At 68.6% G+C, this 20,902-nt stretch carries 15 protein-coding genes and 2 tRNA genes; 4 read left to right on the top strand and 13 right to left on the bottom strand.

What is annotated here, in order from left to right; all coding sequences use genetic code 11:
- Positions 1-36: 36 nt before the first annotated feature.
- On the bottom strand, positions 37-714 hold the full coding sequence (locus HNQ73_RS15095; protein WP_183335712.1) for a hypothetical protein: 678 nt from the start codon (positions 712-714) through the stop codon (positions 37-39).
- A 94-nt stretch (positions 715-808) separates the two neighbouring features.
- Between HNQ73_RS15095 and xth the strand changes: the two genes are divergently transcribed.
- On the top strand, positions 809-1,591 hold the full coding sequence (gene xth, locus HNQ73_RS15090) for an exodeoxyribonuclease III (RefSeq protein ID WP_183335711.1): 783 nt from the start codon (positions 809-811) through the stop codon (positions 1,589-1,591).
- 9 nt (positions 1,592-1,600) lie between these two features.
- Here xth and HNQ73_RS15085 read toward each other — a convergent pair whose 3' ends face one another.
- Positions 1,601-2,425: a FecR family protein gene (locus HNQ73_RS15085; protein WP_183335710.1), complete on the bottom strand. Its 825-nt coding sequence runs from the start codon at positions 2,423-2,425 to the stop codon at positions 1,601-1,603.
- 126 nt (positions 2,426-2,551) lie between these two features.
- Between HNQ73_RS15085 and HNQ73_RS15080 the strand changes: the two genes are divergently transcribed.
- Positions 2,552-4,696 (top strand): CHASE2 domain-containing protein, encoded by a 2,145-nt coding sequence (locus tag HNQ73_RS15080; protein ID WP_183335709.1) that lies wholly within the window; start codon positions 2,552-2,554, stop codon positions 4,694-4,696.
- Positions 4,697-4,710: 14 nt separating this feature from the next.
- Here the strand turns inward: HNQ73_RS15080 and HNQ73_RS15075 are convergent, their stop codons facing one another.
- From HNQ73_RS15075 to HNQ73_RS15045, 7 genes are all read right to left on the bottom strand, one after another.
- On the bottom strand, positions 4,711-5,544 hold the full coding sequence (locus HNQ73_RS15075) for a tetratricopeptide repeat protein (RefSeq protein WP_183335708.1): 834 nt from the start codon (positions 5,542-5,544) through the stop codon (positions 4,711-4,713).
- Entirely contained in the window at positions 5,531-7,261 is a 1,731-nt protein-coding gene (gene ilvD, locus HNQ73_RS15070) for a dihydroxy-acid dehydratase (RefSeq protein ID WP_183335707.1), read from the bottom strand. The genes HNQ73_RS15075 and ilvD overlap by 14 nt, the downstream gene beginning before the upstream one ends.
- A 291-nt stretch (positions 7,262-7,552) precedes the next feature.
- On the bottom strand, positions 7,553-10,267 hold the full coding sequence (locus tag HNQ73_RS15065; protein ID WP_183335951.1) for a valine--tRNA ligase: 2,715 nt from the start codon (positions 10,265-10,267) through the stop codon (positions 7,553-7,555).
- A gap of 126 nt (positions 10,268-10,393) precedes the next feature.
- Positions 10,394-11,107 carry a DUF2497 domain-containing protein gene (locus tag HNQ73_RS18105; RefSeq protein WP_183335706.1) on the bottom strand — a complete coding sequence of 238 codons (714 nt, stop codon included), beginning with the start codon at positions 11,105-11,107 and terminating at the stop codon, positions 10,394-10,396.
- Positions 11,108-11,247: 140 nt separating this feature from the next.
- Positions 11,248-12,642, bottom strand: coding sequence for a TolC family outer membrane protein (locus tag HNQ73_RS15055; RefSeq protein ID WP_183335705.1), 1,395 nt, complete (start codon positions 12,640-12,642; stop codon positions 11,248-11,250).
- 187 nt (positions 12,643-12,829) lie between these two features.
- Entirely contained in the window at positions 12,830-13,495 is a 666-nt protein-coding gene (locus HNQ73_RS15050; protein ID WP_183335704.1) for a protein-L-isoaspartate O-methyltransferase family protein, read from the bottom strand.
- A 101-nt stretch (positions 13,496-13,596) separates the two neighbouring features.
- Positions 13,597-13,670, bottom strand: a tRNA-Cys gene (locus HNQ73_RS15045).
- Positions 13,671-13,811: 141 nt separating this feature from the next.
- Between HNQ73_RS15045 and HNQ73_RS15040 the strand changes: the two genes are divergently transcribed.
- Positions 13,812-13,887: transfer RNA gene (locus tag HNQ73_RS15040), tRNA-Asn, on the top strand.
- Positions 13,888-14,036: 149 nt separating this feature from the next.
- On the opposite strand, the gene HNQ73_RS15035 is transcribed toward HNQ73_RS15040, so the two are convergent.
- Genes HNQ73_RS15035 through HNQ73_RS15025 form a run of 3 tightly spaced genes read right to left on the bottom strand, consistent with a single transcriptional unit; the run spans position 14,037 to position 18,388 of the window.
- The gene (locus HNQ73_RS15035; protein WP_183335703.1) at positions 14,037-15,233 is read right to left on the bottom strand and encodes an acetate/propionate family kinase; all 1,197 of its coding nucleotides are present in this window, start codon (positions 15,231-15,233) and stop codon (positions 14,037-14,039) included.
- Entirely contained in the window at positions 15,230-16,630 is a 1,401-nt protein-coding gene (locus HNQ73_RS15030; RefSeq protein ID WP_183335702.1) for a bifunctional enoyl-CoA hydratase/phosphate acetyltransferase, read from the bottom strand. Before HNQ73_RS15030 ends, HNQ73_RS15035 begins: the two co-directional genes overlap by 4 nt.
- Positions 16,631-16,636: 6 nt before the next feature.
- Positions 16,637-18,388 (bottom strand): PHA/PHB synthase family protein, encoded by a 1,752-nt coding sequence (locus HNQ73_RS15025; RefSeq protein ID WP_276513685.1) that lies wholly within the window; start codon positions 18,386-18,388, stop codon positions 16,637-16,639.
- A gap of 270 nt (positions 18,389-18,658) precedes the next feature.
- Here HNQ73_RS15025 and adhP point away from each other — a divergent pair, with 270 nt between their 5' ends.
- Complete coding sequence (gene adhP, locus HNQ73_RS15020) at positions 18,659-19,681, top strand: alcohol dehydrogenase AdhP (RefSeq protein ID WP_183335700.1); 1,023 nt, start codon at positions 18,659-18,661, stop codon at positions 19,679-19,681.
- A 49-nt stretch (positions 19,682-19,730) separates the two neighbouring features.
- Here the strand turns inward: adhP and HNQ73_RS15015 are convergent, their stop codons facing one another.
- A complete protein-coding gene (locus HNQ73_RS15015) occupies positions 19,731-20,900 on the bottom strand; it encodes an ABC transporter permease (protein WP_183335699.1) in 1,170 nt (389 codons plus the stop codon).
- Positions 20,901-20,902 lie beyond the last annotated feature (2 nt).

The raw sequence follows: 20,902 nt of genomic DNA, 5'->3' as shown, positions 1-20,902 counted from the left end.
CGCCACGTGCGCGTCTGCACGAGGCGCTGGTAGACGTCAGGACGACCGCACCAGGGCGAGCCGCAGCAGCAGGAAGAGCACGAGCGCGTTGGCGAGGTGCCACAGGAAGTGGGTGCCGAGCGGCCAGGTAGCGCAGACGACCGAATCGACACTGCGGAAGGCGAGCGAGACGAGAAAGAGACCGCCGACCCCCAAAAGCGTGCAGCCGACCGCCGGCCTGCGCCCCCATGCCAACGCCCCGACCCCGATCAGCGCGGCCGCGGCCGGCAAATAGCCTGCCGAGCCGCCCAGCGGGTCGTAGCCGAGCCAGCTGACAGTCAGATCGCGCCACAGCCCTGGCACCGCCATCGAGAGCGCCTGGAACGCGGCCGTGACGGCGAGCGCCGCCCACAGCGGCAGGCCAAGGTAGCGCCGCATGGCGAGGAAGAAGTAGATGACGATGAACAGGGCTATCGGTAGCACGTCAGCGAGGGCTGCCCAGCGCGTCGCGACCGTGTGGAAGAGGAAGGAGCCGAGGCCCACGGCGAAGGTAAGCGCGATGAGGATGGCGACGAGCCAATCGCGCCGCGGGGCGCGCAGCCAGACGACGCCCGCCGCAAGCGCGGCAAGAATGAAGGCGCCGTTCGTCACGGCATTGACGGGCTCGGACCAGAAACCCGCATCGAGGCGCTCGCAATAGGCATCGATTGTCACGTGCCAGCCCGCCCGGTCCATCCCTTGTCTCCGGTTCCTGCGATTGCGGTGCCGCCCCTCCCGTGTCACATCTCCCTGACGATCAGGCAACACCCTTCGCCGGAGCCGACACGCCATGCGGATCGCCACCTGGAACGTCAATTCCGTCAAGCAGCGGCAGGAGCACCTGCTGCGATTCCTCAAGGAAGAGGCGCCCGATGTAGTCTGCCTGCAGGAACTGAAGTGCCAGGACGATGCCTTTCCGCGGCTCGAGCTCGACGGCACCGGCTACAACATCGCCGTGCGCGGGCAGAAGAGCTTCAATGGCGTCGCCATCCTCTCCAAGCGGCCGATGGAGGACATCCAGCTGCGCCTGCCCGGCGACGACAGCGACGAGCAGGCGCGCTTCATCGAGGCGCTGGTGCCGGGGGACAAGGGCGTGGTCCGCATCGCCTGCATCTACCTGCCGAACGGCAACCCCGCGCCTTCGGAGAAGTACAGCTACAAGCTCGCCTGGATGGACAGGCTCCATGCCCATACGCGGGCCCGTCTGCGCGAGGAAGAGCCTTTCGTGATCGCAGGCGACTTCAATGTCATCCCCGAACCGAAGGACGCTGCCCGGCCGGAGCAGTGGGTGAACGATGCGCTCTTCCTGCCGCCGACGCGGGAGAAGTTCCGCAGCCTCCTTCACCTCGGCCTGTGCGATGCCCTGCGCGCCACCACCGATGCCGACGGCATCTACACCTTCTGGGACTATCAGGCCGGCGCCTGGCAGAAGAACAACGGCATCCGCATCGACCACATGCTCCTGTCGCCGCAGGCGGCTGACCGACTGCGCAGCGTCACTGTGGTCAGGCACACGCGCGGCTGGGACAAGCCGTCCGACCACGTGCCCCTCATGGCCGAACTCGACGTGTGAGCGCCGGCCTCAGTTTCTGCTGCTCGCCCCCGTCGGGTCGCCGCTCTGACCGCCGCTCCCCGAATTGCTGTTGCTGCCGCTGCCCCCTCCGCCTCCGCGATTGCCGCCCGACGAGGAGCCGTCGCCGTCTGAACCCGGGGAACCGGGCCCGTTGCGGTCAAAAAGCCAGTAGGGCCGATGTTGCTGCACCGGCACCTGCTCCACCTGGCGGCAGAGCGCGCGGTTGCTGCTTTGCACGCAGGCCTGGTAGAAGTCGAAGGTGTTCGCCGTGCCGGGCGCCGGCCCCGACAGGCCGGTGCGGGTAACGACGACCACGTCGCCGGGCTGCACCACGTCGACACACCGGCCGGCAAGGGTGCAGACCACAATCCTCCCCTCCTGCAGCACCACCGTGACGCGCGCTGCCTCCACGAGCATATCGAAGACGGTGCCGCGCACGCCGATCGTCGCCACCGGCGTGCGGATCTGATAGGCGCGCGAGGGCGAAGCCCCGCTCACCCAGCGGAAGGCGCCGCGCGTGGCGCGGATGACGGCCTGGGCGGCCGTCCCGTCCGGATTGAAGACAAAGCGGTCGAGCGTGACGGATGCATTGGCCCCCATCATCAGATGGGTGTCGTCGAGAAAGACGAGGCGCGCTGCACTGTCCCGGCCCGTGCGGATGACCTCGTCGGCGAACACGTCCGAACCGACGGAAACCGTCCGCACACGCCCCTTGAGATTGCCCGACACCTGGCGTTCCGCGACCACGGCGTCGCCGATGTCCGTCTGAGCCGCCGAAGGTCCGGTCGATGCTGCGAGAATGCAGCCAGCCAGTGCGGCCAGCGTCGCGAACAAGCTCCTTGCCATCGCTCGCCCCTCTTGCCCTGCACCAAATTATAACCCGTAACCTGCCCGATGCACGAGTGATTGCCTTGGGCGCCGGGGCGATTGCAACATTCTGCCTGCAGAGGGAGGCGTTCCATGCGGGAAAGCGGCGCGACGCCGGCGACATCGATGCCTGCCGGGGGAAGCACGCGCCGCGGCCTGCGGCCCGGCGGCTGGGCCGCCGTGCTCGTGCCCGCCGCCGTCATGGCCGTCCTCATCCTGTGGTCCCCGATGCCAGTGCGGGCGGTGCGCGACATCATCTTCGACAGCTACCAGCGGCTGTCACCCCGCCCCTACGATCCGGCCCTGCCGGTGCGTATCGTCGACATCGACGACGAGAGCCTTGCGCGGCTCGGCCAGTGGCCGTGGCCGCGGGCCCGCCTCGCGGCCATCGTCGACCGGCTGCGGGAGGCCGGGGCCGCCGCGGTGGCCTTCGATATTCTCCTGTCCGAACCGGAGCGGCAGGACGCGGCCAGCGACGAGCGGCTGGCGCAGGCCGCGGCCTCCGTCCCCGTCGTCATGAGCCTCACGCTGACGAACGCGGCAGGCGGGACGCTCCCTGCTCCGAAGGCAGGCTTCGCCACCGCCGGCGACGATCCGCGAGCCTTCGTGCCGCGCTTTGCCGGTGTCATCCCCTCCCTGCCCCTTTTCACGGAGCCCGCGGCAGGCATCGGCGCGCTCAACTGGGTGCCGGACCGCGACCTCGTGGTGCGGCGCGTGCCGACCCTGCTGGTACTCGGCGATGCCATGGTGCCGGGCCTGGCGAGCGAGGCACTGCGCGTGGCGCAGGGGGCCTCGACCATCCTCGTGCGTGCCTCGAATGCGAGCGGCGAGACCGCCTTCGGCCGGCAAACGGGGGTCGCGGCCGTGCGCATCGGGGCCGCCACCATCGCCACCGAAGGCGATGGCGCCGTGCGCATCCACTACGCGGGCACGCAGCCTGGGCGCCGCATCGCTGCCTGGCGCCTGCTCGAAGGCACGGCCGACACCTCCGCCCTCTCCGGCGCCATCGTTCTCCTCGGCACGAGCGCGGCAACCCTTGCCGACGTGCGCGCGACGCCGCTCGAGGCAGCGGTGCCGGGTGTCGACATCCACGCCGAATTTCTGGAGCATGTGCTGTCGGGCGCCCGCCTCGTGCGGCCGGATTATGCCCCCGGGCTCGAAGTGGTGGCGCTGCTCGTCCTTGCAGCACTGGCGGCACCCCTTGCCCTCCGGCTGCGCCCCCTTTTCAGCGCCCTCGGCCTCATCGTCCTCGCCGCCGCCGCCGTCGCGGGGAGCTGGCTCGCCTTCACGCATGGGGCGCTGCTCGTCGACCCCGTCTGGCCGCTCGTCGGCACGGTAGCCTCCTTCGCCAGCGCCATCGCCATCGCCCTGCGGCGCACGGAGGCGGAGCGACGGTGGATCCGCGACGCCTTCGCGCGCTACCTGTCGCCCGAGGTGGTGTCGGCGCTGGCGCGCGAGCCTCAACGCCTGGCGCTCGGTGGCGAGATCCGCCCCCTCACCGTGCTCTTTGCCGATATTCGCGGCTTCACCAGCCGCGCCGAGCGGCTCGATGCGCGCGAGGTCGTCACCTTCCTCAATACCGTGCATACGCCGCTCGCGGACGAGGTGATGCGCCACGGCGGCACCATCGACAAATTCCTGGGCGATGGCCTCATGGCGTTCTGGAACGCGCCGCTCGACGTGCCCGAGCATGTGGCGAAGGCGCTCGAGGCGGCGCTCGCGATGCAGGAGGCCATCGCCCGCCTCGCCCCGTCCCTTGCCATGGAGGGACTGCCGCCGCTCGCCATCGGCATCGGCATCCACACCGGGCCGGCCTGCGTGGGCAATCTCGGCTCGCGGCACCGCTTCGATTATTCCGCCGTCGGCGATACCGTGAATGCCGCAGCGCGCATCGAGCAGACCAGCAAGACCTACGGGGAGCCCATCCTCGTCTCGGGAGAAGTCGTTGCCGCAGCGCCGGCCTTCGCCTTCCTCCTCGTCGACGAGGTGCGCCTGCGCGGCCGCGGCGGGGCGACGCGCCTCTATGCCCTGGTATCGGGACCGGAGGGGCCGGATGCGGATTTCGAGGATTTTCGCCGGCGGCACGACGCTGCCGTCGAGGCCGCAATCGCCGGCCGGCCAACGGCGCTGGCACAGCTTGAAGAGCTATCGCGCAGTGCGCACGGCGTGCGCCACGCGCGGCTCTATGCCTATCACCGGGCCCGGCTCGCCGAACGACAGCCGGTGCCGGAAGTTTGAATCGTCAGAGTCGCTTAGCGGTTCTTGCTCAGGTACTGCTGCATGTATGCCAGCGCCGCCTGCCGGTCGCTCTCGCTCGCGGCGGCAAAGGCCTTGTCGTGCAGCTCGATGATCCAAGCGTCCTTCTCCGGATCGGCCGCCTCGCGCGCCAGGGTCAGCCACATCAGACCGCGGGCGCCCTGGCGCGGCACGCCGTCACCGAGGATGAGGAGATTGCCGAGCAGCGCCTGGGCGGCGTGATGCCCCTTTTCCGCCGACAGGTGCAGCCAGCGCGCCGCCTGGCGGCTGTCCTTCTCCACGCCTATGCCCTCGAGATAAAGGCGCGCGAGGCCATACTGGGCGTCGGGGTCGCCGTAATAGGAGGCCGCGTAGTAGAACATGTCCACGGCGCGGTTGACGTCGCGCTTGACGTAGCTGCCGGCAATGCCCTCAAGGAAATAGCCGCCGAGCGCGACAAAGGCGCTGGAAACGAAGCGCGCATTCGCCGACGTCGGGCTTTCGTCCGCGTACTGGTCGGCAATCTTGGAGAAATACTCGAATGCCTTGAGGTCGTCGTGCATGACGCCGTCGCCCTCGGCATACATCCGGCCAAGCTTCCACAACGCCATGGTGTGGCCCTGCGTCGCCGCATATTCGAGGGCGCGCACCGCTCCCACCTTGTCTCCGGCGTTGTAGTCGCGGATGCCGATCTTGAAGGCATCGCGCACCGACTTGAAGGGCTCGGTTGGCGACGTTGCGATTACCGGTGAAGCGGCCGGGCGCGGGCCGTCGAGCGCCAAGGCCGTCGGCACGGCGGCGGCGAAGATGAGGGCACCGAGCCCCCGCGCAAATACTCTACTGGTCAGCATAGCAGTGCTTTTCTTCAAAAGCGCCGGGATGGGTCACGGCGCCGCCGCGCGCCGGCCCGACCGTCTGCGCATATTTCCAGAGTGCCCCCGAGCCATAGTCCGTCTCGCGCGGTGTCCAGACGGCGCGCCGACGCGCCATCTCGGCCTCCGACAACCGCACATCCAGCCTTCCGGCCACGGCATCGATCTCGATGATGTCACCGTCGCGCAGGAGGGCGATCGGCCCTCCCACGGCTGCCTCCGGCCCCACGTGGCCGATGCACAGGCCCCGCGTCGCGCCGGAAAAACGCCCGTCCGTGATGAGCGCCACCTTGTCGCCCATGCCCTGCCCGTAGAGGGCGGCCGTGGTGGCCAGCATCTCGCGCATGCCCGGCCCGCCCCGCGGACCCTCGTAGCGGATGACGAGCACGTCGCCCTCTTCATAGGCGCGGTTTCTCACCGCCTCGAAGCAGGCTTCCTCGCTGTCGAAGCAGCGGGCGGGCCCCGCGAAGACAAGGCTGTCCTCGTCCATGCCCGCCACCTTCACAATAGCCCCGTCGGGCGCCAGGCTGCCGCGAAGGCCCACGACGCCGCCCGTCGGCGACAGCGGATCGTCGGCGGGACGCACCACGTCCTGCTCGTCGTTCCAGCGCACGGAGGCGAGGTTCTCCGCGATCGTGCGGCCCGTCACGGTCATGCAGTCGCCGTGGAGGAAGCCGTGATCGAGCAGAGTCTTCATCAGGAACGGAACACCGCCGGCCTCGAACAGGTCCTTGGCGACATAGCGTCCGCCGGGCTTGAGGTCCGCGATATAGGGCGTGCGGCGGAAAATCTCCGCCACATCGAAGAGATCGAACTTGATCCCCGCCTCGTGGGCGATGGCGGGCAGGTGCAGCGCCGCGTTGGTGGAACCGCCCGAGGCGGCGACGACAGTCGCCGCATTCTCCAGCGCCTCGCGAGTGACGATGTCCCGCGGGCGGATCTGCCGGGCGACGAGCTCCATCACCATCTCGCCAGCCGTCATGCAGAAGCGGTCACGGATCTCGTAGGGCGCCGGGGCGCCGGAGGAATAGGGCAGCGCGAGGCCGATGGCCTCAGCCACGGTCGCCATGGTGTTGGCCGTGAACTGGGCGCCACAGGCGCCGGCAGAAGGACAGGCCACCTGCTCCAGCTCGGCAAGGTCCTCGTCCGACATGTCGCCGACCGAATGGCGCCCGACGGCCTCGAACACGTCCTGCACGGTCACCGGCTTGCCGCGGAAATTGCCAGGCAGGATGGAGCCGCCGTAGATGAAGATGGACGGCACGTTGAGGCGCACCATGGCCATCATCATGCCCGGCAGCGACTTGTCGCAGCCGGCGATGCCGACGAGCGCATCATAACAGTGGCCGCGCATGGTGAGCTCGACCGAGTCCGCAATGACCTCGCGCGAGACGAGCGAGGATTTCATGCCCTGGTGGCCCATGGCGATGCCGTCGGTGACGGTGATGGTGCAGAACTCGCGCGGGGTGCCGCCAGCGGCCGCCACGCCCTTCTTTACCGCCTGGGCCTGGCGCATCAGAGCGATGTTGCAGGGGGCGGCCTCGTTCCAGCAGCTGGCGACGCCGACGAAGGGCTGGTGGATCTGCCGCTCCGTGAGGCCCATGGCGTAGTAGTAGGAACGGTGGGGCGCACGCGCCGGCCCTTCCGTCACGTGACGGCTGGGCAGCTTCGCCTTGTCGAAGACGCGCGCGTCCATCTGCCAACGCAATCCCTGTTCGCCGGCCTCTCGCGGAGGCAATTCTTTCCCAGAAGCCTGCGGCGATGCCAAGAGGCACGCACGAGCCCGCCACTCCCGGCAATCGCTTGCCGGACGTTTGGACCCTTCAGCCAAACCGCAGCACTTTCAAGGATTTGCTGTGAGGCAAGAGGTGCGACTCGTTTATGGCGGCTTCGCGGCAGGCGCAGCGAGCAGGCCGCGACGATCAATGATCGTCGCGGCCTGTTGCACTGATGTCACATAAAATTGAGAGAAAATTAACCTTGTGCGCTATGCAGCGCCCGCGAGACGGGCGAGCGCCTCCCGGATCTTGGCCTGGCGTAGGAGCGCGGCCTCGCGGCGCTCCTTCTGCTCCTCCACGACCTCCTCGGGCGCGCGGGCGATGAAGTCCGCATTGCCCAGCTTGGCGTCGATGCGGGCGATATCGGCATCGAGCTTGCCGACCTCCTTCTCGAGGCGCACGCGCTCCGCCGCGAGGTCGACGAGGCCGGCGAGCGGCAGGGCCGCCACCTCGCCGCGGACGACGAGCTGGATGCTGCCCGCAGGCACCGTCTCGGCGTAGCTGATCTCGCCCAGGCGCGCGAGGCGCCGCAGCACCTCCTCCCAGCGCGCCACGCGTGCGCAGGTCTCGTCCGACGCCCCGACGAAGACGAGCGGCACCTGCGCTCCGGCCGGCACGTTGGTTTCCGAGCGGGCCGAGCGGATATCGGACACGAGGTCGATGATCCAGCCGATCTCGGCCTCCGCCTCGGCATCGCCGGCGGCATTGCCCGCCGGCCACGGCGCAAGCGCCAGTATCGTCTCGCGCGCCGGCCCCTCCGCGCCCTTGATGGCCCACAGCTCCTCGGTGAGGAAGGGCATGAAGGGGTGCAGCAGCTTGCAGATCTCATCGAGGACGAAGGCGATCGTCGCCCGCGTCTCGTCCTTGGCCGGCCCGTCCTCGCCCTGCAGCACCGGCTTGGCGAGTTCGAGATACCAGTCACAGAAGAGATTCCAGACGAAGCGATAGACCGCGCCCGCCGCCTCGTTGAACTTGAAGGCCTCGAGCGCGGCGGTGACGGCGGCGGCGGCGGCGCCACACTCGCCGAGGATCCAGCGGTTGAGGGTCAGGGTCGCCTTCTCGGGTGCAAAACCTGCCTGGCGGACGCAGCCGTTCAGCTCCGCAAAGCGCGCAGCGTTCCAGATCTTCGTCGCAAAATTGCGATATCCTTCAACGCGTTGCGTCGAAAGCTTGATGTCGCGCCCCTGCGCCGCCATGGCGGCGAGGGTGAAGCGCAGGGCATCGGCGCCGTACTTCTCGATGAGATCGAGCGGATCGATGACGTTGCCCTTGGACTTCGACATCTTCGCGCCCTTCTCGTCGCGGACGAGCGCGTGGATGTAGACGTTGCGGAAGGGCACGTCTTTCATGAAGTGGATGCCCATCATCATCATCCGGGCGACCCAGAAGAAGATGATGTCGAAGCCCGTGACGAGCGTGCTCGTCGGATAATAGCGCTCGAGCTCCGCCGTCTTCTCCGGCCAGCCGAGCGTCGAGAACGGCCACAGTGCGGAGGAGAACCACGTGTCGAGCACGTCCTCGTCGCGCGTCAGCGCCACCTCGTGGCCGTAGTGGCGGGCGGCGGCCGCCTTCGCCTCGTCCTCGCTGGTCGCCACGAAGATCTGGCCGTCAGGCCCATACCACGCCGGGATCTGGTGCCCCCACCAGAGCTGGCGCGAGATGCACCACGGCTCGATGTTCTCGAGCCACTGGAAGTAGGTCTTCTCCCAGGTCTCGGGCACGAAGCGCGTCTTGCCCTCGCGCACGGCGGCGAGCGCCTTCTCGGCGAGCGGCTTGACGTTAAGGTACCACTGGTCGGTCAGCCACGGCTCGATGACGACGCCCGAGCGGTCGCCGTGCGGCACCATGTGCGTGTGCGGCTCGACCTTCTCGAGCAGCCCCCGCTCTTCGAGCATGGCGACGATGCGCTTGCGCGCCTCGAAACGGTCGAGCCCGTGCAGTGCGAGCACACAATCGAGATCGGCGCCTGCCTCGGCCCCCTCCAGGAAGGCCTCGTTGTCGCGCACGGTGATCTCCGCCGCCGGGCCGAGGACGTTGATGAGCCGCAGGCCGTGGCGCTTGCCGACGTCGAAGTCGTTGAAATCGTGCGCCGGCGTGATCTTAACCGCGCCGGTGCCCTTCTCCGGGTCGGAATAGGCGTCAGCCACGATGGGGATGCGCCGCCCGACGAGCGGCAGCACGACGTTGCGGCCGATGAGATCGCGATAGCGCTCATCCTCGGGATGCACGGCGACGGCCGTGTCGCCCAGCATCGTCTCCGGCCGGGTGGTGGCGACCGTGATGAAGCGCCCCGGCTCGCCCTCGATGGGGTAGCGGATGTGCCAGAGGTTGCCCTTGACCTCGATCTGCTGCACCTCGAGGTCGGAGATCGCCGTGAGGAAGCGCGGATCCCAGTTGACGAGGCGCTTGTCCTTGTAGATCAGCCCCTCGTTGTAGAGCGACACGAAGACCTTGACGACGGCCTGGGACAGGCCCTCGTCCATGGTGAAGCGCTCGCGCGACCAGTCGCAGGAGGCGCCGAGGCGCTTGAGCTGGTTGATGATGGTGCCGCCGGACTGCTCCTTCCACGCCCAGACGCGCTCGACGAAGCGCTCACGCCCGAGCTCGCGGCGGGACGGCTCCTTCCGCTCGGCGAGCTGGCGCTCGACGACCATCTGCGTGGCAATGCCGGCATGGTCCGTGCCCGGCTGCCACAGCACATCCTTGCCGCGCATGCGCTCGAACCGGCACAGCACGTCCTGCAACGTGTTGTTGAGTGCATGGCCCATGTGCAGCGAGCCGGTGACGTTGGGAGGGGGAATGACGATGCAGTAGGGCGGCGCGCCGGCGCGGTCGGCACGGCCGGCGCGAAACGCCTCTTCCCTCTCCCACATGGCGGAAATCCGCGCCTCGACAGCGCTCGGCTCGAAGGTCTTGTCCATCACCCAAACCATTTGCGCGCGCCGGCGGGTGCCGGCGCCGGGAACCGACTGGTAGAAAGCGAAGCGGAGGGCATAAGTCAATCACAGACCGGCCGGAGGGGCCGGTCGGCTCCGCCGGCGGGGAAAGTTTCAGCGCCGGCCGCCGCGTGCCACGCGCTCGATTTCCTGGCGCACGAGCCGCTCGACCAGGGCCGGCAGGTTGTCGTCGAGCCACGCCTTGAGCATGGGGCGCAGCATGTCGCGCACGAGATCCTCCAGCGTGCGCGATCCCTGGCTGCCGCCGACTGTCGCCGTCAGGGCCTCGAAGGACGAGGCGACGCTGGCCCCTGCCTGGGGAGAAAGCAGCTCGTCCCGCGGCTCGCGGGGGACGGACGCAGGCTCAGGCTGGCGCGGCGGCAGCCCTGCCGAGAGCGAGGCGACGAGCGAGGGCATGACCTGCTCGGCTAGGCTGCGCTCGACTGCGGTGCGCGAAGTCCCCGCCTGGTCCACCACGGCCGGCGCGGCGTCGTTTACCACCGGGGCGGCAGACGGCGGCGCCGGACGCTGGGCCGGGCGCGCCTGCTGCGCCACGACCGGCCGACGCGGCGGCTCCGGCAGGAAGGGTTCGTCGCGACGCGCCCTCTCCTGCGCGGCAATATCACGGCGCGCGATCTCGGGACGGACGCCATCGGGCTGGCCGGTATCCGGACGGGGTGTGCGCTCATCCGTCGGAGCGGGCCGGGGCGTCGGCGAAGCCGAAGCCTGATCCTCGGTGATGATGCGCCGGATGGACGCCAGAATCTCATCCATCGTCGGCTCGGGCGTCTTCGCAGGGTCCTGCAGCTTGGGGCTCGCCGAATTCATGCGTCGCACCGATCAATTGCGGACGCGAGAATCACGTCCGTCGCCTCTGCCGAGTATTTCATGCGGAAAGGGCGAGGCAAGCGCCCCGCCCCGAAGACCACAGGATTTAGCGGCATCCGAGCCGCAAAATACAACCGCTGCTACTTGCCGCTCGGCGTGTCGAGGCCGATCCACTTGTCCTTGACCTGCTCGAAGTGGATCTTCGGGTCATAGGTCGCGACCTTGAGGCCGAGCGTCGGCGCCGTCAGGCGGCCGATGGCCGACAGCACACCGTAGGAGGCGACGATGCGGTCACGCTGGGCCGTGACCAGCTCCACGCGCGAGTTGAGCAGCGCCTGCTGGGCGTTGAGGACGTCGAGGGTCGTCCGCTGCCCCACCTTGGCCTCTTCGCGGACGCCTTCGAGCGCGACCTGGTTGGCCTCGACCTGCGCCTGCGCGGCCGTGATCTGCTGCTTGGCCGCCTCGAGCTGCGACCAGGTGGCGATGATCTGCTGGCGCACCTGATCACGGATGAGGTCGACCTGGATGCGGGCCTGGCCAGCCGCCTCTTTCGCCTGGCGGGTCTGCGCATAGACCACGCCCCCCTCGTAGATCGGCACGTTGAGCGTGCCGATGATCGAGGCGTTCGTGCGCCTGTCGCCCGAAATGGTCTGATCCCACGTCTGCGACACGCCGGCAGACACACGGAAATCCGGCAGGAGCTGTGCCTCGGTAGCCTTCACCTGCAGCTCCGCCGTGTCGACGCTGTGCTGGGCGGCGGCGATGGCCGGATGGTGCCGCAGACCGATGGCGATCGCCTGCTCGAGTGTCTTGGGCAGATACTTTTCGGCCGAGATGCCGGGCCCGAGCTGCTTGGGCTCGACGCCGATCACCTGACGATAGGTCGCGATGCTGGCCCGGAGGTTGGCCCGCGCCACGCTCTGCTGGGCGCGGCCGGCGGCGAGCGCAGCCTCGGCCTGGGCGACGTCCGTGCGCGTTACCTCGCCGACATCGAAACGGTCCTTCGTCTGGCGCAGCTGCTCCTGCAGCACCTCGACGTTGTTGGTCTGCAGGTTGTAGACGGCCGTGTCGCGCAGGACGTTCATATAGGCGATGACGCCTTCGAGCAGCACGCTCTGCTCGGTGTTGCGGAGCGTCTCGCGGGCGCCGAGGACCTGCGATTCGGAGGCGCGCACGTTATTCAGCGTGCGGCCACTGTCAAAGATCATCTGCTGGATCTCGATGCCGACGGAGCGGCGAAAGAGATCATCGCTGGAGCGGCCGAGGTTGGGCGTGCGCGAGTTGAGCGCGATGGCGCCGATGGTGCCCTGCGCCGTGATCGTGGGGCGCCACCCGCCCTTGGCGCGCGGCACGTTCTCGTCCGTGATGCGCACCTGCGCGCGCTGGACGTTCAGCGACGGATTGTTCTCGTATGCCTTCGCCAGCGCTCCGGTCAGCGTCTCGGCGCGCGCCACGGCGCAGGACGCAAGGAGAGTACCGGACAGTGCCGCAAGCTTCAGCCACTTCGCCCCGGTGGTCTTCGAATGTCGAATCACGGCCACCTTCCCGTCATGTCGAGGCCTGAATAGCGCCTCAGGATCCCTTGTCGAACGTGCCGGCCCCTATAACGCTTGGCGAGAGCATACAGCCCGCGCCCGGCAGCGAGAACTGCTGACGCAGATGCTTTCGGCAACTTTTCCGGTTGTGCCGCAAAAAAGTGACACACCGAAAGGGCCAGGTCGATCAGAACTGGAACGCAGGCTGACGCCGCAGCCCCTCGACCACCGGAGCGGCCGCATCGAAGAGCCGCCGGCACCCGACGGCCTCCCCCGCGCGCTGGAACAGCACCACCTTGCTCGCCCCCTCGGAGGCGTCGATGGCAACCAGCCGGCCCTCGCGGGAGAGCTGGGCGAGAAGCGCATCGGGAACGGTCTCGTAGGCGCCGTTCAGGATAATGAGGTCATAGGGCGCATCGGCCGCATACCCCTGGGCGACGGGCCCGACCTTCACGGACACGTCGCAGCCGAGATCAGCCAGGACAGCCTTCGCGCGCTCGGCCAGATCCGAATCGCTCTCGACCATCGTGACCTTGCCGCCGAGGCGCTCGAGGACGGCGCTCGAATAACCGGTGCCGCCGGCCACATCGAGAATGCGGCTGCCGGGGGTGACAGCAAGCGCCTGGATCATGCGGGCAAGCACCATGGGCGCCAGCATCACGCGGGCCGTGCCATCCGCGAAACGTGCCAGCGTGATGGTGCGGTCGGAATAGGCAACGGCTTCCTGGCCCGCGGGAACGAAACGCTCGCGCGGCACCTCTTCGAGGACGCTCAGCAGCGCATGGTCCACCACATCGAAGGTCCGGACCTGGCAGTCCACCATGGTGCGGCGGGCTTGGGCGAAATCGAGCATCGAGGAGGACCTTTCACATCGCTGCCGGCAGGACGCTCCGGGCAGCGATCCCGCTGGCATCGGGCCGGCGGGTTCGATCCCGAAAGCGGTATCGCCGGATGTGGAGGCCTCGCCCGGAATCGAACCGGGGTGCAAGGATTTGCAGTCCTCTGCGTAACCACTCCGCCACGAGGCCTCGCCGCGGGTTCATATCAAAGGCGCGCCCCTTTTCGCAACATCCCTTTTGGCGCGTCACGGCGCCGCCATCCACAGGCGGGGGATGAGTGCGAAAAGGGGTTGCAGGCCAGCCGCGCATGTTATAGTCACCCCGCCGTGATCCCCGATAGCTCAGTTGGTAGAGCGTTCGACTGTTAATCGAATGGTCGCAGGTTCGAGTCCTGCTCGGGGAGCCACCCTCTTCCTCCCCAAGTTCCGCATCTCCTGACGCCGCCGGAAGCGTGCTGCGTGCGCGCTTGCATTGCGACCGCCCGGGCAAGAGCCGCCCGGCACTGTGGTTGCGCCGTCTTTCCGTCGTTCGGCTCGACAGACGCGCCCCCGAGGATCAACTGGGGGAATCGCCGCCGGTGCCCGTGACAACCATCAGCGTCTCGTCTGCGATCACCTGCTCCTCGTCCGTGGGGATGACGAGGACGGCGACGCGGCTGTCCCCCGTACTGATGCGCGGCGCGTTGGCGGCATTCGCCTGCGCATCGAGGGCGACGCCGAGCCAGCCCAGCCGCGCGCAGACTCCGGCGCGGATACGCGGCTGATTCTCGCCAACACCGGCCGTGAAGACGATTCCGTCGATCCCGCCGAGAGTCACGGCGAGTCGCCCGATCTCGCCGGCGATGCGGAAGCAGAAGAGCTCGATGGCCTCCCTCGCCCTCTCGTCGTCACTTTCGAGGAGCACGCGGCTGTCCGCACTGATGCCTGAGACGCCGAGCAGGCCCGAGCGGTGGTAGAGCAGGTCCTCCACGGCGCCGAGGGGCAGCCCCTTCTGCCCCATGAGGTGCAGGAGGACGCCGGGGTCGAGCGCCCCGCAGCGAGTCGCCATGGGAATGCCGTCGAGGGTCGAGAAGCCCATGCTGGTGTCGCGACTCACGCCGCTCTCGAGCGCGCACAGGCTGGCGCCGCTGCCCAGATGGGCGACGACCACCTTGCCGGCCGCCGTCTGCGGCGCGCGGCGCGCCAGTTCGCCGGCGATGAACTTGTAGGACAGGCCATGGAAGCCGTAGCGCCTGATTCCCTCGTCGTGCAATGCCCGCGGCAGGGCGAAGCGGCGTACCACGTCGGCCTGGCTCTGGTGGAAGGCCGTGTCGAAGCTGGCGCAGAGTGGCAGATCAGGCCGCAGATGCCTCAGCCCACGGATGATGCGCAGGCTCTGCGGCTGGTGGAGCGGTGCCAAAAGGGTCAGCTCGTCGAGCTTGCCGACGACTTCGTCGTCGATCAGCACAGGCCCGGTGAAGACCCCTCCCCCGTGCACCACGCGAATACCCGCGGCCCCAACGCGATCGAGATTCACATGCTCGCCGACGAGGCCGAAGGTTTCGCCCAGCAGTCCCCGCACGTCCTCGGCAGGAGCCGAAAGAGCCGTTTCGAATCGCTGTGGCCCCTCGTCGAGCCGGAACACCGGCGGCTCATGGCGCAGGTCGATGACGCCGCGGGCGATGCGCCGGGCCTTGCCATCGCCGGTCTCGAACAGGCCGATCTTGATCGTCGAGGAACCGGCGTTGAAGGTGACGAGAAGATCGCCTGTCATGGGCCCTTGCCCTCCAGAGGACGCGGTTCGGCGGCGAGCCGCGCCAGCGCCGCCGAGGCGATGCGCGCCGACAGCGGGTCGGCGCGGCTCGTCAGGACGATGGGCACGCGCGCGCCGAGGACCAGCCCGGCCGCCGTCGCTCCCGCGAAATAGATGAGCTGCTTGGCCAGCATGTTGCCGGCCTCAAGGTCCGGCACCAGCAGGATGTCGGCCCGGCCGGCGACCGGCGAGACGATGCCTTTGGTGCGCGCGGCATCCGTGCTGATGGCGTTGTCGAAGGCGAGCGGCCCATCGACGCGCGCTCCCGTGATCTGGCCGCGCGCGGCCATCACCGTGAGGGCCGCCGCGTCCAGCGTCGCCGGCATCTTGGGATTGACCGTCTCCACGGCGGCGAGCACCGCCACCAGCGGCTCCTCCATGCCGAGGACGTGCAGCAGGTCTATGGCGTTCTGGCAGATGTCGCGCTTGTGGTCGAGCGTCGGCCGGATGTTGACCGCCGCGTCGGTGACGATGAGCGGCTTGTCGTAGGCCGGCACGTCCATGGCGTAGACGTGACTGATGCGACGCTCGGTCCTGAGGCCTGAGGACGGGGCCACCACCGCGCCGAGCAGCTCATCCGTGTGCAGGCTGCCCTTGACGAGAACAGAGACCTTGCCGGCAACGGCGAGCTCGACCGCCCGCTCCGCCGCGGCGTGGCTGTGCGGCACGGGCTCGATCGCGATACCGTCCAGCGACACCTGCGCCGCCTCGGCCGCGGCGCGGATCTTCGCCTCGGGCCCGACAAGGAGCGGATCCAGCAGCCCCTCATCCCGCACTTCCACGGCCGCCTTGATGGCGGCGGCCGAGCAGGGATGCACGATGGCCGCGCGCAGCGGCGAGGCCTGGCGCGCCCTGGCCACGAAGGCCTCATAGCGGTCATGCCGGCGCAGCGAGATGTCGGGCAGGCGCTTGCGCGGCCATTCGATACGCCGGTCCGGCGCGATCACCGTGGCGACGCCGCTCAGCACCTCCTCGCCCCGCTGGTTGGTGCAGGTAGTGTCGAGCAGGACGACGCGTTTCTCGGGGCGCTTCTCCCGCACGTTCACGCGCACCGTGATGGTGTCGCCTGGCGCGACAGGCTTCAGGAACTTCAGCTCCTGCCCGAGATAGATGGTGCCGGGGCCCGGCAGCTCCGTGCCGATCGCGGCAGAGACCAGCGCCGCCGTCCACATGCCATGCGCGACAACGTGGCCGAACATGTCGGTTGCCGCGAAGGCCGCGTCGAGATGGGCCGGGTTCACGTCGCCGGAGACGGCCGCGAACAGTTCGATGTCGTCGCGACCGACGACTCGCACCAGCGAGGCGCTGTCGCCCGGGCTGAGCTCGTCGAAGGTGCGGTTGCGGAGAAAGTCGCTCATGCCGCATCACCTCTGGAAAACGTAGGTCCCCGGCGCATCGGCCAGGGGCGGATAGCCCTTGCGCGGCGCGCCCATCGCCGGCGGCGGGACGCGCTCGGGCGTCGACTGCCCGGCGAGCCAGGCGGCCCATTCGGTCCACCAGGAGCCCTCCTTCACCGTCGCCGCCGCCAGCCATTCGTCCGGGCTCAGGTAGAGGTCGGACGCACGCTTGAAGCCCGTGCGGAAATGGCGGCCGGCGCGGCCGGGCTCGCTGACGATTCCGACATTGTGCCCCCCACTCGCCAGCACAAAGGTGATGTCGGTGTCACAGAGCTGGTGCACCTTGTAGACCGAGCGCCAAGGCGCCACGTGATCCCGCTCCGTGCCGACGACGAACATGGGCACGCGGATGTTCTGCAGGGCAGCCGGCCGCCCCTCGATCATGAAGCGCCCGCTCGCCAGTTCGTTGTCGATGTAGAGGCGCTGCAGATATTCGGCGTGCATGCGGTAGGGCATGCGGGTCGAGTCGGCGTTCCAGGCCATGATGTCGAACATGGGTGTACGCTCGCCCATCAGGTACTCGCGCACGTGCCGCGACCAGATGAGGTCGATGGAGCGCAGGAGCTGGAAGGCACCCGACATCTGGTCGGCGGAGAGATAGCCCCTGTTCCACATCATGCTTTCGAGGAAGTGCATCTGGCTGTGGTCGATGAACAGCGCCAGCTCACCCGGCTCGGTGAAGTCCGTCTGCGCGGCAAGGAGCGTCATCGAGGCCAGACGACCGTCACCGGCATGGGCCATGGCCGCCGCCGCAATCGACAGGAGCGTGCCGCCGAGGCAGTAGCCGACCGCATGGACCTTCCGGCCGGGGACGATGGCGCCGATCGCGTCGAGCGCCGCCATCACCCCCATGCGCCGGTAGTCGTCCATCGACAGGTCGCGGTCCGAGGCATCGGGATTGCGCCATGAGATGCAGAAGACCGTGTGGCCCTGCCCCACGAGGTAGCGCACCAGCGAATTCTGCGGCGACAGGTCGAGGATGTAGTACTTCATGATCCACGCCGGCACGATCAGCACCGGCTCGGCCAGGACCGTCTCCGTCGCAGGCGCATACTGGATGAGTTCGATCAGGTGGTTTCGGTAGATCACCTTGCCCGGCGTCACCGCCACGTCCCGACCGGGCTGGAACGCCTCCGCTCCCGCCGGTGGCTGCCCGGTCGCCTGGCGGGTGACGTCCTCGAGAAAGTTCGAGAAACCCTCCAGAAAGTTGGCACCGGCGGTCGCGACCGTCTTGTCGAGCACTTCCGGGTTCAGGAGCGGGAAGTTGGACGGCGAGAAAATGTCGAGCAGCTGCCGCACGGCGAAGGAGACGACAGCCTCGTGGTGCGGACTGACGCCGGGCACCTCGTGGGTGACGTTGTGCCACCATTGCTGCTGCAGCAGGAAAGCCTGTGCCCACAGGCTGAAGGGCGGCTTGCGCCACGCCTCGGCGCGGAAGCGGTGGTCGCCCGGCAGCGGCTCGATGCAGGGCGGCGTGTCCGGGTGCAGGGCCGCCGCGGCCACGTGGGCGGCGAAGCGCGCCGCCTTGCGCACTGCCTTGTCGGCAAGCTCCAGCCGCTTGCCCGGCGCGGAAGCGAGGTGCAGGGACCAGTCGAACCAGGCTAGCGCCAGCGAGCTCGGCGAGATGCCGCCGGTCAACGCCGCCGTCAGCGCCTCCCGCATGCGGTCGAGCGCGCGGTAGCCCTCAAGCCCCAGGCTCTCGCCGTGACAGGCGGGCATCGTCGGCTTCGGGGAACGAGGATCGTTCATCTCGCGTTCCTTGCGTGCGGCCCGGCGACCGTCTCGCCAGGCATCTGCGTGCTGCGCCGCAGCATGGCATGCCACGGGGCCGCAGCGTTTGATCTCGGACAAGGCGCCCGGCGCGTGCGGGCGCATCATCCAGCTTCGGACATGCACCGCGTCGATGCAGTGGCCGGAAGCTGCCGCAGCGGTTTCCGGCCCGGCGGTTCCGCCTGCCCCTCCTACAGAAAGCAACCGAAGGAGTGTGCCATGCCCAAGATGAAAGCCGCCATAGCCCGCGTGTTCGGCGAGCCGCTCACCATCGAGGAATGGGAGGTGCCGGCCCCGCGCCCGGACCAGATCCTCGTCAAGATCGCGGCGACGGGCGTCTGCCATACCGACCTGCACGCGGTGAAGGGCGACTGGCCGGTCAAGCCGACCCTGCCGTTCATTCCCGGCCACGAGGGCGTCGGCGTCGTCGCCGCGGTGGGACGGGACGTGAAGCGCGTGAAGGAGGGCGACCGGGTCGGCATCCCGTGGCTGCACACGGCCTGCGGCTACTGCCCGCATTGCCGCACCGGCTGGGAAACCCTGTGCGCCAGCCAGCAGAACACCGGCTATTCCGTCAACGGCAGCTTCGCCGAATATGCGCTCGCGGATCCGAACTACGTCGGACGCCTGCCGGACAATCTCGACTGGGGGCCGGCCGCACCCGTGCTCTGCGCGGGCGTGACGGTCTACAAGGGCCTCAAGGAGACGGAGGTGAGGCCCGGCGAGTGGGTGGCAATCTCCGGCATCGGCGGCCTCGGCCACATGGCCGTGCAATATGCGCGTGCCATGGGCATGCACGTGGCCGCCATCGACGTGCATCCCGACAAGCTGGCTCTTGCCAGGTCGCTCGGCGCCGAGATCGCCATCGATGCGCGCGAGAGCGATCCGGTCGCCGAGCTGCAGAAGCGCCTCGGCGGCGTGCATGGTGTCCTCGTCACGGCCGTCTCGCCCGCCGCCTTCGAGCAGGCATTCGGCGTGCTGCGGCCGCATGGCACCATGGCCCTCGTCGGCCTGCCGCCCGGCCGCTTCGCCATGCCGATCTTCGACACCGTGCTGAAGCGCATCACGGTGCGCGGCTCCATCGTCGGCACGCGGCAGGATCTCGAGGAGGCGCTCGCCTTCGCCGGCGACGGTGCCGTAAAGGCCCATTTCTCGTGGGACCGGCTGGACAACATCAACGCCGTGTTCGAGCGGATGGAAAAGGGCGCCATCGACGGGCGGGTTGTCCTCGACCTTGCCTGAGCCCCGCGGGCGGCGACGGCAGCCGCCCCCCCCTCTCCCGCCGGCCGGGTCAGCCGGCGTTGAAGATCGCCTTGCGGAAACGGCCCAGCGAGACGGCGAAGTAGACGACGCCGATGGCCGCGAGCGCCAGCATCTGCGACATCACGATGCCGATCCCCGCTCCACGATAGAGGACCGCCTGCGAGAAGGCGACGAAATGCGTCGTGGGGGAAAGCTGCATCACGTACTGCAGCCACTCCGGCATGCTCTCCATCGGCGTGGTCGAACCCGACAGCAGGTTGAGCCCGATGAGCACCGGGATGGCGAGCAGCCCGAACTGGGCCATCGACGTCGAGAAGGTGGCGATGAGGATGCCCAGCGCCGCCACGGAGAACTGATAGAGCAGCGCCCCGGCGAGAAAGAGCGGGATCGACCCGGCGATGGGCACGGCCAGCAGCCCCTCCACCACAAAGATGAGCGAGAGGGAGGCCGCAACGACGATGACAAGGCCGTTCGCCAGGATCTTGGCGAGCATGATCTCGACGGGCGTCACCGGCATGACGAGCAGATGCTCGACGGTACCGTGCTCGCGCTCGCGGATCAGTGCAGCCCCCGTCAGGATGACGGTCAGGATGGTGACGTTGTTGATCACCTGCATCACCGAGGTGAACCAGGCGGAGGTGAGGTTGGGGTTGAACATCGCCCGCACAACGACGTTGACCGGCAGGGCGGCGCTGCCTTCCCGCCGCTGGAGGAAGGCGATGATCTCGTTGGTCAGGATGTTCTGTGCGTAGACGGCGCCGTTGCCCGCCTGCGTCATGGCGGTGGCGTCCACGTTCACCTGAAGCTCGGGGTTGCGGCCGGCCAGAAGGTCCGCCTCGAAGCGCGGCGGAATGACGAGTACGAAGACGAAGCGCCCCGCGTCCATGGCGGCGTCGATCTCGTCGGCACCGATCTCGACCGGCGTCTTGAACAGGGGCGGCAGGAAGGCGTCGCGCAGGCGGCGCGACAGGGCGGAACGGTCCTCGTCGACGACCGCGATGGCCATGTTCTCCGCCTCGGTCTTCGCGCCCGTCGCCACCGCGTAGATCGCGACGGTGAAGGTGTAGAGGATGAGCGCGACGAGGATGGGGTCGGCCCGGATGCTGCGCAGTTCCTTCACGGCGAGACGCAGCGTGTTAGCGATCTTCCCCCCGATGCCGCGCGCCGTGAGGCGGTGCCGTTCCCCTTGTCCGCTCATTG

Source organism: Chelatococcus composti (assembly GCF_014201415.1).
Taxonomy (GTDB): Bacteria; Pseudomonadota; Alphaproteobacteria; order Rhizobiales; family Beijerinckiaceae; genus Chelatococcus_A; species Chelatococcus_A composti.
This window is presented reverse-complemented; position numbering and strand designations above follow the sequence as displayed.

Excerpts from the sequence above, each read along its gene's own strand:
- HNQ73_RS15015 (WP_183335699.1), bottom strand. The coding sequence starts at position 20,900 with ATGAGCGGACAAGGGGAACGGCACCGCCTCACGGCGCGCGGCATCGGG.
- HNQ73_RS15025 (WP_276513685.1), bottom strand. The coding sequence starts at position 18,388 with ATGCCCGCCTGTCACGGCGAGAGCCTGGGGCTTGAGGGCTACCGCGCG.
- xth (WP_183335711.1), top strand. The coding sequence starts at position 809 with ATGCGGATCGCCACCTGGAACGTCAATTCCGTCAAGCAGCGGCAGGAG.
- HNQ73_RS15050 (WP_183335704.1), bottom strand. The coding sequence starts at position 13,495 with ATGCTCGATTTCGCCCAAGCCCGCCGCACCATGGTGGACTGCCAGGTC.
- HNQ73_RS18105 (WP_183335706.1), bottom strand. The coding sequence starts at position 11,107 with ATGAATTCGGCGAGCCCCAAGCTGCAGGACCCTGCGAAGACGCCCGAG.
- HNQ73_RS15080 (WP_183335709.1), top strand. The coding sequence starts at position 2,552 with ATGCGGGAAAGCGGCGCGACGCCGGCGACATCGATGCCTGCCGGGGGA.
- HNQ73_RS15075 (WP_183335708.1), bottom strand. The coding sequence starts at position 5,544 with ATGCTGACCAGTAGAGTATTTGCGCGGGGGCTCGGTGCCCTCATCTTC.
- HNQ73_RS15030 (WP_183335702.1), bottom strand. The coding sequence starts at position 16,630 with ATGAGCGACTTTCTCCGCAACCGCACCTTCGACGAGCTCAGCCCGGGC.
- ilvD (WP_183335707.1), bottom strand. The coding sequence starts at position 7,261 with ATGGACGCGCGCGTCTTCGACAAGGCGAAGCTGCCCAGCCGTCACGTG.
- adhP (WP_183335700.1), top strand. The coding sequence starts at position 18,659 with ATGCCCAAGATGAAAGCCGCCATAGCCCGCGTGTTCGGCGAGCCGCTC.
- HNQ73_RS15095 (WP_183335712.1), bottom strand. The coding sequence starts at position 714 with ATGGACCGGGCGGGCTGGCACGTGACAATCGATGCCTATTGCGAGCGC.
- HNQ73_RS15035 (WP_183335703.1), bottom strand. The coding sequence starts at position 15,233 with ATGACAGGCGATCTTCTCGTCACCTTCAACGCCGGTTCCTCGACGATC.